Below are 16,900 nucleotides of genomic sequence, written 5' to 3' on the forward strand. Positions count from 1 at the left end.
TAAAGCAAAGCAGATGCCACGGGAAATGGCGGACTTCCGGAAGCCTCTCGGATAAAAGCGATTAACTGGAAGATGAACTGAACATGGATTCGATATAGCTCATTTGATATTCCATGTTGGCGAGAGCATCCTCCATGGCCGTAAACTCATCCCAGAGCGACTGCTCATAATCCTCCAGCGCGGCCTCCAGCTCCTCAATTTCATCGGAATAGTCGTCATACGTTTCGGCCATCGATGCAATTCGTTCGGCAATATCCCCGGTCAGTGATGCACTGATTTTATCGGCGTAGCGATACATATCGGAGGCCACTCCGTTTGTATAGGCAACCGCCTCCTCATCATAAACACCCTTAAACAGCTGTTCCATATTCGCGAATTCATACTCCAGCATATCGTCCAGCCGGGTGCTGTCCACAATGCTCAGCTGATTGGTTTCACCGGAGGTCCAGATTCCGATATCCGACAGATTGTCCATGATCCCGGTTTGCCCGTTATAGGAATAAGCGGCATTGGTTTCGTCGAGCGCACCGGACTTTGTATCCGTCGCCATACTCCGCAGATCCAGACGGATGGAATTCAAAAGAGAATCCCCATACAGCTCGCCCTTCACAGCCAGCTCTGAACTTGCACCCATTTCCACCGTGCTGTATTCATCCACGAGCTCAGCCAGTGCATTGTAGTTTTCTATAAACTCGGAAATCGCAAGTTTAACCGCTTCCCGGTCGGCATGAATATCGAGCGTCGCTGAACCCACACCTTTCAGATTAAGCGTCAATCCCTCAATAACATCGGTAAGTTTATCATTCGATGAACGAACAACAGCAATTCCATTGACCGTAAATTCGGCATCTTCACCGGAAACGTTTTCATTTTTAATCGCCGACGAAGCATCCAGCACCCCGATATTCTGAAGGACACTGCCGGTGACATCGGAAAGCACCATGGAATCCGATCCTGTATTCTCCCGGGTCAGCACCAGATGATTGTTAACGATGCTGGCCTGGACGCTGACCTCTTCCGGCATTTCAAGTGCGGCACTGTTGATTTTAGTGCGCAACGACAGCAACGTTTCTCCCGCCTCTATCGTGATCTGCTCCCCTTCAATTTCAAACACATCACCTTCTGCCGCATAGCCCGCACTGATGAGATCGGTCGTGGTATCAACCGCATCGGAGGAAATACTCTGCGCCTTTGCCAGCTTTGAGACAACCAATGAATACTGCTGTTCCGCCGAAGCCGTCGCTGCAGAAGCCGTCACCACACTTTCAGCTGAAGATTCGGATGACATACTGCGCCACAGCTCAAATCCGCGAAGACGGTCCAGCGAAGACGTCAGTGATGACGCCAAAGTATTCAGCTGCGACCACGCGCCCATATCGTAGTCCAGCTCCGTCCGCTTATTCTCCAATGTATCAATCGGAATCCGCCTTGCCTCCATGAGCTGTTCGATCATGCCCGCGTAGTCCGTTCCCGATGATAAACCTCCAATATGCAGTCCCATGGCCTATCCCCAAACATTCAAATTTAAACGCATCCCGTTTTAAAGCAGGATGAATGCCGCAGCTCCGAAGCCTAGTATGCTCCGGAGCCCGAAGGCGGAACCGCACGGCATGCGGCTCCCGCCTTCTTTTGCAGAAAATGCTTAGCCGAGAAGCTGAAGCACACCCTGCGGCAGCTGATTGGCCTGGGCCAGCATCGCCGTTCCAACCTGCTGCAGAATATTATACTTGGACATCTCTGCCGTTTCCTTGGCCACATCCACATCACGGATCCGGCTTTCGGTGGCACTGATATTTTCCTCGTAGGAAAGCAGACCTTCGAGGGTCTGATCCATCCGTTTTATTTCAGCACCGATATCCGCACGCTTTGTGCTGATATAATCGATCCCTTCATTGACCACTGATACAGCGTTTCCGGCATCGCCCTCCGCACCGGAAATGGCAATCAGACCGGAAGCCTGATCCGCCAGTCCGCTGTTAATCAGATCCCCCAGTTGCTTCCGCCGGCCAGCGTATCCGCACTGCTCTGGGTCAGATCAATCGCGGTACCGGTGAAGGTCTGACCGCCATCCGCTCCTACCTGAAGTCCAACTGCAGTACCATCAAACAGAGCCAGTCCATTGAATTTTCCAGCCCCGTTGACCGGGTCAACAATCCGGGAAATTTCGTCCTGCATCTGCTTGAACTCTTTCTGCAGCACATCGGTATCGGTTGCAGATTTGGTTCCGTCATTAGCCATCACAGCCAGCTCGCCCATACGACCGAGCATATCGTGAATTTTCTGCATCCACGAATCCGCAGTCTGCAGGTAGTTCAGCTTATTCTCCACGTTTTCCGCCGCAGCTGCTGTATTGCGCGACTGCGTACGCAGCCGTTCACTCATGGCCAGTCCGGAAGGATCATCACCTGCGTTATTGATGCGGCTGCCGGAAGACAGCTTGGACATCGAGTCGCGCAGATTACCCACGTTGTTGGTATAATTTCTCCAGACGTTAAACGCCGAAGTATTATTATTGATCTGCATGTTTTCCTCCTTGGTTATATGCAGTTTACTTCAAAGCAACACATCCTTGTGTTACCTGCCATCCGTCTTGGACCACCCAAAACTTCAAACGGCAATCGGTTAATCGGCACCCCGCCCCTTCTGCTTAAATTTCAGAAAGCAAAACCGGCAGATTCTGCCGACTCAGGATCGCTGCACAAAAAAAACGGGCCCCGAAACCGGAACCCGTTATGTTCTCCTGAGAATAACCGCTTAGCCGAGAAGCTGCAGAACACCCTGCGGCAGCTGATTGGCCTGGGCCAGCATCGCCGTCCCAACCTGCTGCAGAATATTATATTTGGACATTTCAGCCGTTTCCTTGGCCACATCCACATCACGGATCCGGCTTTCAGTCGCACTGATGTTTTCTTCGTAGGAAAGCAGCCCTTCCAGCGTCTGATCCATCCGCTTCATTTCCGCACCGATATCAGCCCGTTTTCCGCTGATAAAATCAATGGCTGCATTGACTTCCGTTACTGCAGCACCGGCATCCCCGGTCGCAGAAATATCAATGGTTCCACCGGACGTAATCAGTGCGCCCCAGGTGGTACCCGTACCGATATCTTCAGTTGAGGCACCCGAAAGATCCAGTGCTGTAGCAGAGGTGAAAACCTGCCCGCCATCGGCACCGACCTGCTGGGAAATCGGAGTACCGCCCTGAAAAAGCGCAAGACCGTTGAACTTACCGGCAGCATCAGCATCACCAGATCCCGCCGTATTATCGTCTCCGGCGATACGTTCGATCTCCGCCTGCATCTGAGCGAATTCCTTCTGCAGAATGGCCTTATCCGTATCCGACTTGGTCCCATCGTTGGCCATTACTGCCAGTTCACCCATACGACCGAGTATATCATGAATTTTCTGCAGCCAGGAATCGGCGGTCTGCAGATAATTGAGTTTGTTTTCCACGTTACCTGCCGCCGCCGAAGTATTGCGGGTCTGGGTACGCAGCCGTTCACTCATGGCGAGACCGGACGGATCGTCTCCGGCGTTGTTGATCCGGCTTCCCGAGGAAAGCTTGGACATCGAATCGCGCAGACTGCCGACGTTATTCGTATAGTTTCTCCAGACATTGAATGCCGAAACATTATTACTGACTTGCATGAGGTGCCTCCTTGGCTTTTATTTCATTTATACGTTGCACATCCTTGTGCCTCTCACCGCATCCCGGCCCTTCCGGAATTTCCTGCGGATACCCGGCTATTCGGCCAAACGAACCCAAAACTTAAACTTCGAAATCAAATCGGTAAGATTTGCCGATTCGGTAAAAAAACATACGTATATAAAAAAGCGGGCCCCGAAACCGGAACCCGCAGTCGCTTTCATAAAAAGTAAAACTTAGCCGAGAAGCTGCAGAACACCCTGCGGCAGCTGATTGGCCTGGGCCAGCATCGCCGTTCCAACCTGCTGCAGAATATTATATTTGGACATTTCAGCCGTTTCCTTCGCCACATCCACATCACGAATCCGGCTTTCCGTCGCACTGATGTTTTCCTCATAGGCAAGCAGCCCTTCCAGGGTCTGATCCATCCGCTTCATTTCCGCACCGACATCCGCGCGTTTTCCACTGAGGTAATCAATCCCGGCATTAATGGCACCAATAGCCATTCCCGGCTCTCCGGTGGATCCGATGTTCAATCCACTTCCATCGGTCGTGCTGGTCAGCAAGCTTCCCCAGGTAAAAGTCGTATCATCACCGCCACCCGACGCGCCATCCGCACCGAGGTCGGTATATATCACGTCCGTATTCGCAGCCGTCAGGTCAAGGGCAACGCCTTCAAACGTCTGGCCGCCATCGGCTCCAACCTGCTGAATAACCCCATCCAACGCCCCGCTTGAATCCCCATCAACCGCCTGAAACAGGCGAAGGCCATTGAACTTTCCTGCAGCATTCGTATCGCCCGTCGTTGCCCCGGTAATACGCTTCATTTCATCCTGCATCTGGGCAAATTCTTTCTGCAGAATATCTTTATCCGTGGTCGACTTAGTCCCGTCATTGGCCATTACAGCCAGTTCGCCCATACGACCAAGCATATCGTGCATTTTCTGCATCCAGGAATCGGCGGTCTGCAGATAGTTGAGCTTGTTTTCCACGTTGCTCGCCGCCGCCGAAGTATTGCGGGTCTGGGTGCGCAGCCGTTCACTCATGGCGAGACCGGACGGATCGTCTCCGGCGTTGTTGATCCGGCTTCCCGAGGAAAGCTTGGACATCGAATCGCGCAGACTGCCGACGTTATTCGTATAGTTTCTCCAGACATTGAATGCCGAAACATTATTACTGACTTGCATGAGGTGCCTCCTTGGCTTTTCATTGAATGAGTTGCACATCCTTGTGCCGCTCACCCGCTATTCCGAACCATTCAGAATCTTTTCGCGGATAAACAGTTATTCGGCACGCAAAGCGAAATACTTAAATGTTTGCCCATTAAATCCATTGCCCTGCATTTTTTGCCGAACCAAACCCTGATACTACATTCCGCGGCTCCCTATGGCATCCGGCCTGCTTAGTCAGAACGCATGAAAACACCTGATAAACAATGGGAACAGCGGACCTATATCAGCCGGGCAAACGTGGCACATAAACCCCTCAGCCGAAGCAGGCCGCTAAAACGTCAAACGGCCATCGTGAGAGCTGAAAAAATACGATTCAATTCAACGCCGGTTGAAATCGGAGCCAAACAGGAACAAATTCAGCTGACCCCCATTATGAAAGACGGTCAGGTCAAAGCTCTGCAGGCGGTTTGCTCCTGCGGCTGCAAATCTACTTTTGATATCCAGTATGCAACGGAAGGAGAGCCCAAATGATCTTAAGAACCTGGGCTTTAACCGGATTAACCATTCTGTTGACAGGAGGATGTACACACTTCGGGAACAATAAGCCGCTTAAAATCAATACCGAACAGAACTCATCCATGCGCATGCATGTCTATGACTGGGACGCACAGGAGTCTGCAGAAAACAGCAACAATGCCGCTAAACAGATTCTGGTGCTGCCTCCACTGGGTATGGACAACTCCGACATGAAAACCGCTTTTTACCACCAGCTTTACAGCGGTGCTCAGCGGCGCCTTGCCTCCCCGCTTAAAATCATCCGCCCCGACAGTGCATATGCACCGTATATTGCCGACAGCAACCTCATACGTAACGACGGATCACTTGATATCGGAGAAATCGCCTTTATCGGCTCGCTAATGAATTGCGCATACGTTATTTGTCCGAATGTGCACGAGATTAAACCCTATCATCCTCAACGTATTGATATCGACCTGCTGTTCATCAGCTCTGGAACCGGAAAAATCTGCGCCGAGTTCTCCGGAGTATTCGACGCAAAAAACCGCGACATATATGATTACTTCATCGAATACAGCGATACAAACAAGAGAAGCAATGAAAGTAAGGACGACCAGGCCTTTAAAATAAAATCGCCGGCGGCCTTTCAGGGGTTTGTTGCTGATATGTGCGGAACAGTAATGGCCGACAGGCTTTCACTTTAAAACAGAGAACAAAAATGGAAATCGGATTCACCACCGGATCATCCTCCCCCGTTTACAGCAATGTAAACCTCAATAAAACCGATCGCTCCGCATCAGGCAGCACCGAAAGCGATCAGGTTCATACTTCGGACAGGGCACTCCTGCTGTCGCGCAGCCTTGCGGCACTAAAAAAACAGATGGAGCCCCGGGAAAAAATACTGCAGCAGTACGCCGCCGAGCTTGATACCCCTGTAAAACCTGATGACTCTTCGCTGGACCGCATTTTAAGTCAGCTGTAATCCGCCGGTGCGGAAACGCGACCGCATTCAGACCGATATAAAAGCAACAGAAAACCCAAACGCTTCCTTACACCGCCACGTCCGGCGCCAGGCATCTTCTTAATGCATCCAGCATCTGCTGTTTACGAATGGGCTTGGCCACATAATCATTCATTCCGGCAGCCATAAAAGTGTCGCTGTCACCCTTCATGGCATGAGCGGTAAACGCAATGATCGGCACACGGTTTTCCGGATTTTCATTCGCCCGAATGTGTTTTGTTGCTTCCAGGCCATCAAGAACAGGCATCTGAATATCCATTACAATGGCATCAAATGAATGGGAGGAATCAGACGGGCCGTTCTGCAGCCCCAGTACATCCAGAGCCTTCTGTCCGTCTTCCACCTCAACCACCTCGCAACCTTCCCGTTCCAGAAAGGTTTTGGCCATTACACGATTCACTTTATTGTCTTCGACAATCAGTATTTTAGCTCCCGGAAGAGGATCGTCCTTCTCCGGATTTTCATCTCCGGAAGACGAACTGCCGACTCCGCCGTCCGGCAAAGCTTCCAGATAGCTGAACGGCAGTTCAAAAATAAAAGCCGATCCTCTGCCCTCTTCACTTTCCACCGTCAGATCACCGCACATCCGGGAAACAAGCTGATTTGAAATCGTCAAGCCGAGCCCGGTTCCCCCATAACGACGGGTACTGGAACCATCGGCCTGAGAAAAAGCTTCGAAAATTTTAGCGCGCGCATGCTCCGGAATGCCTATGCCGGTATCTTCAACACGAAACCGAATCCGGCAGCGATGCTGCTCCGCATCAATCTCCCGCGATTCAGCACACACACTGATTTTTCCCTCACGAGTAAACTTGAACGCATTTGTAATCAGATTACTCAGAATCTGACGCAGCGGCCCGCGGGCAGCCTGGATATAGTGCGGAATTTTCGGGTCAACCTCAACCGTTAGCGGAATTCCGCAACTGATGGTCGAAGGTATAAATGCCCGCTCCAGATCAGCAAAAAACCGATGCAGATCGAGCGGTTCCAATAACATTTCCAGCTTCCCGTGTTCGACACAGGAAAGATCCAGAATATTATTTATAGTTTCCAACAGGTTTTCACCCAGGTTCAGAATCGTATCCACCTGCTTCTGCTGTTCCTGATTGAGCGGAGAATCGAGCAGCAGTTCCGACATCCCCAGAATTCCGTTCAATGGCGTCCGGATTTCGTGCGACGTATTGGCCAGAAACTCACTTTTAGTCTGATTCGCCCGTTCAGCCACAGCGCGTGCACTCTCGGCCGCCTCTTTGGCCGATTCCATTTCCCGGGTTGCCTCCTCCATGGCGCCGGAACGTAATTCGATTTCCGAGGCCATGGTGTTCACGCTGTGTTCCAGCATCCCGATTTCATCGGTCGATGAATCGAGCGGAATGCGGGCAGACAGATTCCCGTTTTCCACCGCATACAGACAACGTACAGTGCGCAGAATTCGGGGAACCACCAGACGATTAACAATAAAGGCCTGTGCAAATCCTCCAATCAGAATACAGCTTAGCGTTCCCAGAAAAAAAATGACCGCCAGCTGCCGCTTAAAATGCATATCATGCTCTATATTCACCGACATCCAGAGATAACCGGTCCGTATCCCCTGACTGCACAACGGCAGGATAATATTGCGGCAGGATTCCGTACGATGGACATGCTTTCGGATGACCAGTTCACCATTAACTTTTCCCAACTGCTCAAAAATTTCACCGGCCGGATTAATATCATCCAGCTCAACCCCCTCCTCTTCCACCTGCGAACTGTACAGTATCCGACCGTTCGGCCGCATAACCAGAGCATGATCAACCTTCCGGCCGATTAACCGCCCAAGCGCATCGGTGTTGCGTGCAACCGAATAATTCAACGAACTCTCATTCATGAGCACGCCGGGAATTTTCGACTGAGCAGCAAGCTGCTTTTCTATATATTGACCGAACCGGCGCGAGTAATAGACACCCAAAGCAGACAAAACCACCGTATTGATCAATAGAATAACAGTCGTCAGCTTAACCGCCAGCGATCCGAAACGCATCGGTACCTTCTTCATATATACCTGTTTTTTTCAGCCGCCGACCCCTACGTACACCGCCACCGCTTAAATATAATTCAATAACGACAGATCAACCGTTTTCGTAGCCATCGCCAGCGCGGCCTGATAAGCTGTCTGTTTCTCCGTCAGCTCACTCACCGCCTGAGCCAGATCGACGTCCGCAATGTCGGAAATATTTTCCATCAACGAAACTTCCTGATTACTCCGGATTTCATTCACAAAAGAAAGATGCTCAAGATAGGCCCCCACTGAAGCCCGACCGACAATGACCTGTTCAGCGGCTTCATCAATCCGGGTCTGCAATGTCGTCCCGGCCGGATTTTCACCGGCAAGAAGCGCATCACGCATTTCGATCAGCGGGGCGAAAGCATCACTCGAATCCGAGATCAGCACGCCGTTATCCGCACCTCCCCCCACCAGCTGGTTCGGCAGCGCATCCCCGGCAGCCACCTCGACCATGGCCGATATCCCGCCGCCTTCATACGTCACCGAATCTATACGACCATCAGCGTTACGGGTCACAGTAAAAGGTTCCGATTCTGACTGAACTCCGCCAAACAGATAACCGCCGCCATCAGAGGGATGGTTTGCACGACTCACAAGCTGTTCAAGCAGTTCATCCACCTGGCCGGCCAGGATCTCGCGGTCACTCTGATTCAGCGTACCGTCAGAAGCCTGCACCGCAAGCTCTGAGGCATTCTGCAACAGAGAACCTATGGAATCCAGCATCTGATCAACAGAAAGCAACCGCGATTCAACTAACTCCGCATTCCGTTCGTATTGCGTCAACCCATCCTGCAGATCTTTCAGCTGCGACAGACGCGCCCATGCCACCGGATCATCGGATGCTTTCTCAATACGATTGCCTGAAGCAATCTGCTGCTCCTTCCGGTATACGGCGGACTGACTCTCCAGAATGTTGTTCGACAACATCCGGTTGGACATCTGATTGGAAATTCGCACGTTTTTACTCCTCGTATGTTAGATAAACAAAAAGGAGCAGGACCGGTGCCACAGAAACTCAAACATCAATGTTGTGCTGAGACAATCGATCCAGAGATTTTTCAACCATTTCGCAAAGAAGCACTGGAGAAAACGGTTTAAAAAGCACCGCCTGCCCCGGAAGCCGCAGCGTTGTATCCTCCGGAGAATAGGCTGTCATGTAGATGACCTCTGACGCCGGATAAACGGTTTTAAATTCCCCGGCAAGCACCCCGCCCGTCATACTCGGCATTCGCATATCCGTCAGCAGCAGGTCGATTGATTGCTCTTGAGATTGCATAATCTGTAAAGCTTCTTCTGCCGACCGGGCACAGAGTAATGAATATCCCTCCTGCTCAAGAATAATGCGGATCAGATTCAGAAGACATTCTTCATCATCTACTACTAAAATGGTTATCTTATTCCTCCCAGAATCAACCATGTCACCTCCCTAGTCCCATGTTACTGACACATAATATTTTATTAAAAACCCATTTAAAAAAAAGAGAATATATTATCCTTTTCACAACATACTAAGCACAAACCGAATACCCACACACATCTACACGGCAATGGCCATCTGTTCTCTGCGGCGGGCCCGGCTTAACCGTTCTTTAGATGATGGAATTCCCAGCTCCTCCCGGTATTTAGCGACAGTGCGGCGAGCCACTTTAATCCCCTGCTTTTTAAACCGCTCCGAAATGTGCGCATCGGTCAGAGGTTTGAGCTCATCTTCTGCAGCAACAAAGGCCTCCAGTTGCATTTTGACGCGTTCCGGCGTAATCGACGATCCATCGGCACATCGATACCCGACCTTGAAAAAAGAGCGCATTTCAATCAGACCGCGATCGGTACGAACGTATTTATTGGCAATCGCCCGGCTCACCGTGGTTTCATGCACACCGATCATGGCGGCCACCTTATTCATTGTAAGCGGCTGCAATGAACCGGTTTCCGAGGAAAGAAACTCGCGCTGAACACGAACAATCTGGCGGGCCACTTTCAACATCGTATCCTGCCGTTGTGAAATGCCCTGAATCAGGAACCCGGCTTCCCGGACTTTGCGGCGAATATAATCCAGTTCCTCTTTGCTTCCCTTTCGGGCATCCAGCAGGCGCTTACAGTAACTGCTCAGCTGCAGCTTAGGCAGACGTTCATCCAGCAGTTCAATATGAAACTCGCCATTCCGGCAGCGGATCTCCAGATCCGCATCAACATACTCAACCGGCACAGACTGATATTTCCGTCCCGGCTCCGGATCAAGCGTCCGAATAAGCCGGAATGCCGCCTCAACCTCTTCCGGATTTTCCCCAAGATGATCCGCCACCATAACCGCCCGACCGGCCGCCAGATGATCCAGCCAATGGCTCACCAGTTCCTGAGCCAGTCCGGTATCCGAATCCATCGCCTTGAGCTGAAGTACAAGACATTCCCGCAAATCGCGGGCACCGATTCCGGCAGGTGCTAACGCCTGAAACTTTTTCAGTACCACCTCCGTTTCATGTACATTCCGGCCGGCCGTTTCCGCAATATCCTCCAGTGCGGTATCCAGATACCCCCGTCCATCGATCGATCCGGAAATAATCCGTGCCACCCGGACGTCTTCCCTGCAGAGATCCGAAAAAAGAATGGCCTGCTCCAGCTCATCCTGCAGACAGGAAGCGGTTGCAATCTGATCCATCATAAAATCATGTTTTTCCTGCAGTACGCTACGGCAGGAAAGTTCCGGCTCATCGGCCTGTCGCCATTCCTCATCCATATCAGCCAGAACACGGAGGCGCTCTCCCGTCTCAGCATCATCGAACTCCATTTCATCACCGCCGGGAGTTCCTGTTTCCGGAACAGCATTCCCGGCTTCCGAGAACTCTTCAGACGACACGGTTTCCAGCGCCGGATTTGAAACCAGCTCACGGCCGACCAGATCTGAAAGCTCAGCGGAAGACGCCTGAAGGATTTTCAACCAGTTTAACAACTGAGGGGCCAGGTTAAGCTGTTGCGAAACATTCGGGCTTTGATACATCTTTATATCGGCATTCATAATCCTTCTCCCATGGTAACGGATTGCTCCTAAAGCTTAGAGTGAGCCAACCCACAATTCCGAAACGTCTGAAAAAACGCATCGTTGCCGAATATCCCCTTCCGCTCAACGACTTACAAATGCACTTATTTTTTCGGGACAAAATATGCCGTCAACCCGGTTCCCGCCTGAAAGTCGGAGAAAGCAACAGCTGCAGAGTAAAATCCGACATCCTGCCGTCATGCGTTCCAGACAAAGTACCCCCCCCCTGCCCGCACTGAGAGAGGACATGCATGCAGACAGGGCGGAACTTAATATACCCCGACAGCGGACTCTTCGTTCAAGACACAGATCATCAAACCTGACCGATGCACGGAAAGCTTATCCGATAAAACCACAGACAATATCCTTGCCTATATGGCTTATCCCGATTTCTCCAGTCCGATACCTGCCAATATCCTCCTCCGGTCCGAAGTCGTCCTGAACCACGGAAAGCCGGGTTCCGATTCCGGCACAAAACAAGGTAGCTGCGGCTTGAAACAGGGTCCCCGTTTGCGTATTTTCGCGCCTGCTTTGCAATAAACCGATAACAAGGAGAGATAGAAATGGCTGAAGAAACCATGCAATTCAAGACTGAGCTGGAGCAGCTGCTTCACCTCATTACCCACTCGCTTTATTCCCACCGCGAAGTTTTCCTGCGCGAACTGATTTCCAACGCTGCGGATGCCATCGATAAAGTCCGTTTCGAAGGATTGAACAACGAAGAGATCCTCGAAGACAACACCGACTGGAAAATCACACTCAAGGCCGATGAAGAAGCCAAGACCCTGACCATTTCCGATAACGGTATCGGTATGTCGCGCGAGCAGGTTATCGAAAATCTCGGCACCATCGCTCATTCCGGCACCAAAGCATTTCTGGAAAAAGCCAAAGAAGCGGATCTGGAAAACAACCCGGAACTCATCGGTCAGTTCGGAGTCGGCTTTTATGCTTCCTTCATGGTAGCGGACGACGTCACGGTCGTCACCAAAGCCCACGGTGCCGATGCGGTGAAATGGGAATCCAAAGGGGTCGGCGAATTTACACTTTCCGACGCCGACAAGCAGGATCGCGGCACCGAGATCACCCTTCATCTCAAGGATGATGCAACGGAATATCTGAACGAATGGACCATTAAATCCACGGTTAAAAAATTCTCCGATTTCCTGGAACACCCGGTTGTTCTGCTGAAAAAGGAAAAAGACGAAAAAACCGAAGTCGAAGAGGAAAAAGAAGAACAGATCAACTCCCGGAAAGCGATCTGGCTGCGCCCGAAATCGGAAATTACCGACGAGGAATACGGCGAATTCTACAAACACATCTCACACGACACCCACTCCCCGGCGGAAACGATCCACTACAACGCTGAAGGGCCATCGAATTCAAAGCCCTGCTCTTCATCCCCGAACACAAACCGTTCGACATGATGATGAACAACGACCCGAAGTCGCATCTGCACCTCTATGTTCAGCGCGTCTTCATCGGTAACGACTTTGAAAACCTGCTGCCGGGCTATCTGCGTTTTGTAAAAGGCGTGGTCGATTCCTCCGACCTGCCGCTTAATGTTTCCCGCGAAATCCTGCAGGAAAATCCGATGCTGGATAAAATCCGGAAAAACCTGACGACCCGCGTGCTGAAGACGCTGGCGAACATGAAAAAGACAGATTACGAGGAATTTAAAATCTTCCACGAAAACTTCAGCACTATCCTGAAGGAAGGCCTGCAGACCGACTGGGAGAACAAAGAGAAAATCGCCGATCTGCTGCTGTTTGAGTCCACCAAGAAAGACGCCGGCGAAAAAACCTGCTTCGCGGATTACGTGGAAAATATGCCGGAAGACCAGGAGGAAATCTTCTATCTCGCCGGCGAAAACCGGGCCTCCATTGAAAACTCGCCCTACCTCGAAAAATTCAAAGCCGACGGAAAAGAAGTGCTTCTGATGATCGATCCGATCGACGACTTTGTGATTCCGCAGCTGATGGAATACAAGGGCAAAAAACTCAAAGCGGTCAACAAGGGCGATATCGAAGAAGACAAAGAGAAACTCAAAGACGAGGAAAAAGAATTCAAAGGCTACATCGGCTATGCCCAAAAACTGCTGGACGGCGTCAAAGAAGTCAAACTGACCTCCCGCCTCAAGGATTCCGCCGCCGTGCTCGTGGGCGACGAATATTCCATGAGCCCGCACATTGAGGAAATGATGCGCCGCATGGGGCAGGAGGTTCCGCAGCGTGAAAGTGTGCTGGAACTCAACCCGGAACACGCCGTGGTAAAAAAGGTGCAGGCGCTCTACAAGGCCGACAAAAAGGATCCGAAAGTGGAAACACTCACGAAACTGCTGCACGACCAGGCCGTGATTGCCTCGGGGGCCAAACTGGACGATCCGGCCGGTTTCGCCGCCCGTCTGAATGAGGTTCTCGCCGAGTAAAAAGTCCCTCCATCAGGAAATAAAAAAACCGCCCGCGTTTTGCCGGCGGTTTTTTTATGTTCAGTGATGTTCACTCCGAAATCCGGTCATAGAACGGCTGATTCTTATCCAGCATAATTGCAGATTTATCGATCCCGCGTTCAACCAGCCAGGTTCCCACACTGACTAAAAACCCATCGCTGCCGACCACGTAGTAGATGGCATCCGGGAGAAAAGTCTCTTCCAGTTTGGCGTACAGATACACTCTGGAATCCGCATAATGATTCGCCAATCCCGGCGTATCTTCAACCCACTGTTCAACTTCCCGGCGGTACAGAAAATCTGCACTGGAATCAATATTGAGGTGAATCAGGCTCGGAATTCCTGACGAATCCAGCGCAAAAGCTCTCATCATCGGCCGTGTGGTCGCCATGGCGACCCCCGCGGAAATCAGTACAACCGGCCGCCCCTCCCGCCTTAATTCCATCCGGTTCGCAGGCTTGAACAGCATAAACGTGTCGCCCGGATTCGCTGCGGCCAGCGCGGCTTTATAAGCGGACCGGTTTTCAGGAATGCGCGTGGTGAAACGCAGCTCGCCTTCATCAGACAGTGAGGCAATGGAAAGATGGCGTACAAATTCCCGGTTTTCCCGGCCCTTGGCCGGATCAAACTGTGAATTTCCGAGATGCACAAAACATCCCTCATCCCAGGTAAACTGATCCGGGATCGGGAAAATATACGAGTAAGTGCCGTGCGCTTCCTTCCGGACCGCTTTCAATGTCAGCGGAATGGGGGCGCCGACCTGTACTTTTTCAGCCATGATTTTATCTCCTGGGTTATGTCCCGCCGAAAGTTCCGGTCATCGGATATCTGCCGGCAGATCTAAATGGTTGATATTATCAACTGATTTAAAAGTAGCATTTAAGTTGATAATGTCAACCGATTTTCTATAGTCCTTTTCCCGTAGCGAAACAGGAGACCGGAATGATAAATCGCCAGGAAATACAGCAGCTGATTTTTGCCGTACTGTTTGAATATAAATCAGCACTCTCAAAAGCACTGAAAGACAACCGGTTCGATCTGGCTCCAATGCACTTTAGAGCCCTTGCCTATTTCGCTCGTCATCCCGAGGCCACCCAGCAGCAGCTGGTAGAAAAAAGCGGACGCGACAAAGCTCAGATTACCCGTCTCATCAAAGAGCTTGAAAATAAAGATTTTCTACGGCGGAAAAGGGACGATACCGACCGGCGCAGCTTCAGGATCAGTCTCACAGCAGAAGGGCGGACGGCCTATAAGGAACTGAAAAAACTGGAAGACAAAATCACCGACCGGTTAATGGCCGGATTCAACAGCGAAGAAATCGAGGGGTTGAAAAACCATCTGCAGAACATGCTGCAGAATCTCAGAACCTCCTGATGCAGCTCCTCCTCTCCTGCCGCCCTCCCGAAAAGAAAAAAGGCCGCCGCCGAAATCCGGCGTTCCGGCCTTCACAACCGAAGAGCTCGAAAAAGTCAAAGCCCGGATAAAAGCCGGCGCAAAAGACAACTGATAAACACCGGTGTTACCGGTGTTTTTTCCGCAGCTATCACCACCCGAAAAACTCGTATGCTTTGCGTTCGATTTCTTCATAGTTTTCGGGAATGAACTGATAAGCTTCAATCCCCTGCTCCCGGGCCGCGGCGACATTTTCCGCAAGGTCATCAATAAAAAAACACTGCTCACCGGGAACCCCGAGTTCCTCCAGCACCATTTCATAAATGCGCGGATCAGGTTTACGCACGCCCATGCGGTAGGACATAAAAAGCCCGGTCGTTCCCTCAAAAAAACCGTTCCAGTTGTTTTCGATGGCACGGATGTGATAGTCGGCAATATTGCTCAGCGTATACACGCGGGCCTCTGAAGCCTTCGCTTTATTGAAGAGCCGGTTTCCCGCCTCATTGAGCCAGAACATCTCCTGCCAGATCCGATGGAGGTTCTCCGTGGTCCAGTTCAGCCCCTTGGCTTCGTTCAGATACGCCACATAGTCCTCTTCGCTGAGCTGCCCCTTCTCCACTTTTACATACATTTCCTCGTCCATATCGGACTGCGGCTCCAGCGGCCGCCCCGAATGCTCCGAATAGGCCTGAAGCAGCTGCTGAAAATCAAAATTGGTCAATACATTTCCGATATCAAATAAAAACGTTTTCATGCAATCACGCTTCCAGACCCCTGAACATTCCGCAACTTCATTCTGATTCGAATTGTTCCCCGGCTGATTTCAAAAACGGTCAATCCGCAATTAGCCGACAGCCAGTAGCCTACAGCTCACAGCTGTTTCTGATTTCAAAAACGGTCACGCGAAGCGACTCGGAGCTGTGCGAACGAGAACCCACAACTTCACCCTCCGCCACATAGTCCGGCCGTTTGCTGTTTCTGATTTCACAGAACTGTCACGCGAAGCGACTCGGAGCTGTGCGAACGAGAACCCACAACTTCACCCTCCGCCACATAGTCCGGCCGTTTGCTGTTTCTGATTTCAAAGAACTGTCACGCGAAGCGACTCGGAGCTGTGCGAACGAGAACCCACAACTTCACCCTCCGCCACATAGTCCGGCCGTTTGCTGTTTCTGATTTCAAAGAACTGTCAATCCACAACATCGACAGAAAACTTTCCGGCCGCCACATCGCTGTTTCTGATTTCAAAGAACTGTCAATCCACAACAGCCGCTGCACCTGGAGCGCATTGACGATGGCTGTTTCTGATTTCAAAGAACTGTCAATCCACAACCCGCGCCGGCTTGTTATACGCCGGATGACGGCTGTTTCTGATTTCAAAGAACTGTCAATCCACAACTCCGTGCCAGCCATTCAGCTCAGCCGGACGGCTGTTTCTGATTTCAAAGAACTGTCAATCCACAACATTGACAGAAACGGTAACTGACGTTCAGGGGCTGTTTCTGATTTCAAAGAACTGTCAATCCACAACCCACCTAACCCAGAGATTATACGCCCCGTTGCTGTTTCTGATTTCAAAGAACTGTCAATCCACAACCACAAATAAAATTGGGGTCTTCTGCTGAATCTGTG

Annotated in this window: 15 protein-coding genes, 1 pseudogene and 1 CRISPR repeat array; of the genes and pseudogenes, 5 read left to right on the forward strand and 11 right to left on the reverse strand. The window is 51.1% G+C overall.

The genetic code is table 11. From position 1 onward, the window contains the following. Nucleotides 1-61: 61 nt before the first annotated feature. From EGM51_08375 to EGM51_08395, 5 genes are all read right to left on the reverse strand, one after another. Nucleotides 62-1,501 (reverse strand): hypothetical protein, encoded by a 1,440-nt coding sequence (locus tag EGM51_08375; protein QBG47406.1) that lies wholly within the window; start codon nt 1,499-1,501, stop codon nt 62-64. A gap of 141 nt (nt 1,502-1,642) precedes the next feature. After that, the gene (locus EGM51_08380) at nt 1,643-1,993 is read right to left on the reverse strand and encodes a hypothetical protein (protein QBG47407.1); all 351 of its coding nucleotides are present in this window, start codon (nt 1,991-1,993) and stop codon (nt 1,643-1,645) included. Beyond that, nucleotides 1,981-2,523, reverse strand: coding sequence for a hypothetical protein (locus EGM51_08385; protein QBG47408.1), 543 nt, complete (start codon nt 2,521-2,523; stop codon nt 1,981-1,983). Before EGM51_08385 ends, EGM51_08380 begins: the two co-directional genes overlap by 13 nt. 231 nt (nt 2,524-2,754) lie before the next feature. Continuing rightward, nucleotides 2,755-3,645: a flagellin gene (locus tag EGM51_08390; GenBank protein ID QBG47409.1), complete on the reverse strand. Its 891-nt coding sequence runs from the start codon at nt 3,643-3,645 to the stop codon at nt 2,755-2,757. Nucleotides 3,646-3,879: 234 nt separating this feature from the next. Then, nucleotides 3,880-4,884, reverse strand: a complete 1,005-nt coding sequence (locus EGM51_08395) for a flagellin (protein ID QBG47410.1) — start codon at nt 4,882-4,884, stop codon at nt 3,880-3,882. 174 nt (nt 4,885-5,058) lie between these two features. On the opposite strand from EGM51_08395, the gene EGM51_08400 reads away from it, so the two are divergent. Genes EGM51_08400 through EGM51_08410 form a run of 3 tightly spaced genes read left to right on the forward strand, consistent with a single transcriptional unit; the run spans nt 5,059 to nt 6,313 of the window. After that, complete coding sequence (locus EGM51_08400; protein ID QBG47411.1) at nt 5,059-5,346, forward strand: hypothetical protein; 288 nt, start codon at nt 5,059-5,061, stop codon at nt 5,344-5,346. Beyond that, complete coding sequence (locus EGM51_08405; GenBank protein QBG47412.1) at nt 5,343-6,035, forward strand: hypothetical protein; 693 nt, start codon at nt 5,343-5,345, stop codon at nt 6,033-6,035. The genes EGM51_08400 and EGM51_08405 overlap by 4 nt, the downstream gene beginning before the upstream one ends. 14 nt (nt 6,036-6,049) lie before the next feature. Then, a complete protein-coding gene (locus EGM51_08410; protein ID QBG47413.1) occupies nt 6,050-6,313 on the forward strand; it encodes a hypothetical protein in 264 nt (87 codons plus the stop codon). Between the two features lie 67 nt (nt 6,314-6,380). Here EGM51_08410 and EGM51_08415 read toward each other — a convergent pair whose 3' ends face one another. The 4 genes from EGM51_08415 to rpoN form a co-directional block, all read right to left on the reverse strand. Then, nucleotides 6,381-8,387, reverse strand: a complete 2,007-nt coding sequence (locus EGM51_08415; GenBank protein QBG47414.1) for a response regulator — start codon at nt 8,385-8,387, stop codon at nt 6,381-6,383. A 48-nt stretch (nt 8,388-8,435) separates the two neighbouring features. Beyond that, nucleotides 8,436-9,353 (reverse strand): flagellar hook-associated protein 3, encoded by a 918-nt coding sequence (gene flgL / locus EGM51_08420; protein ID QBG47415.1) that lies wholly within the window; start codon nt 9,351-9,353, stop codon nt 8,436-8,438. A 58-nt stretch (nt 9,354-9,411) separates the two neighbouring features. Next, nucleotides 9,412-9,813: a response regulator gene (locus tag EGM51_08425; GenBank protein ID QBG47416.1), complete on the reverse strand. Its 402-nt coding sequence runs from the start codon at nt 9,811-9,813 to the stop codon at nt 9,412-9,414. A gap of 120 nt (nt 9,814-9,933) precedes the next feature. After that, nucleotides 9,934-11,409 carry an RNA polymerase sigma-54 factor gene (gene rpoN / locus EGM51_08430; protein QBG47417.1) on the reverse strand — a complete coding sequence of 492 codons (1,476 nt, stop codon included), beginning with the start codon at nt 11,407-11,409 and terminating at the stop codon, nt 9,934-9,936. 584 nt (nt 11,410-11,993) lie between these two features. Between rpoN and htpG the strand changes: the two are divergent. Further along, a pseudogene (gene htpG / locus EGM51_08435) lies at nt 11,994-13,855 on the forward strand (molecular chaperone HtpG). 70 nt (nt 13,856-13,925) lie between these two features. On the opposite strand, the gene EGM51_08440 reads toward htpG, so the two are convergent. Continuing rightward, on the reverse strand, nt 13,926-14,654 hold the full coding sequence (locus tag EGM51_08440; protein QBG47418.1) for a hypothetical protein: 729 nt from the start codon (nt 14,652-14,654) through the stop codon (nt 13,926-13,928). A gap of 164 nt (nt 14,655-14,818) precedes the next feature. On the opposite strand from EGM51_08440, the gene EGM51_08445 reads away from it, so the two are divergent. Next, nucleotides 14,819-15,250, forward strand: coding sequence for a MarR family transcriptional regulator (locus EGM51_08445; GenBank protein QBG47419.1), 432 nt, complete (start codon nt 14,819-14,821; stop codon nt 15,248-15,250). Nucleotides 15,251-15,419: 169 nt separating this feature from the next. Here the strand turns inward: EGM51_08445 and EGM51_08450 are convergent, their stop codons facing one another. Next, nucleotides 15,420-16,022, reverse strand: a complete 603-nt coding sequence (locus tag EGM51_08450; GenBank protein ID QBG47420.1) for an HAD family phosphatase — start codon at nt 16,020-16,022, stop codon at nt 15,420-15,422. A 411-nt stretch (nt 16,023-16,433) separates the two neighbouring features. After that, nucleotides 16,434-16,865: direct repeats of the CRISPR family, unit length 36 nt; unit sequence GCTGTTTCTGATTTCAAAGAACTGTCAATCCACAAC. The last annotated feature ends 35 nt before the right edge of the window (nt 16,866-16,900 follow it).

The organism is Verrucomicrobia bacterium S94, assembly GCA_004299845.1.
Lineage (GTDB): Bacteria > Verrucomicrobiota > Kiritimatiellia > Kiritimatiellales > Pontiellaceae > Pontiella.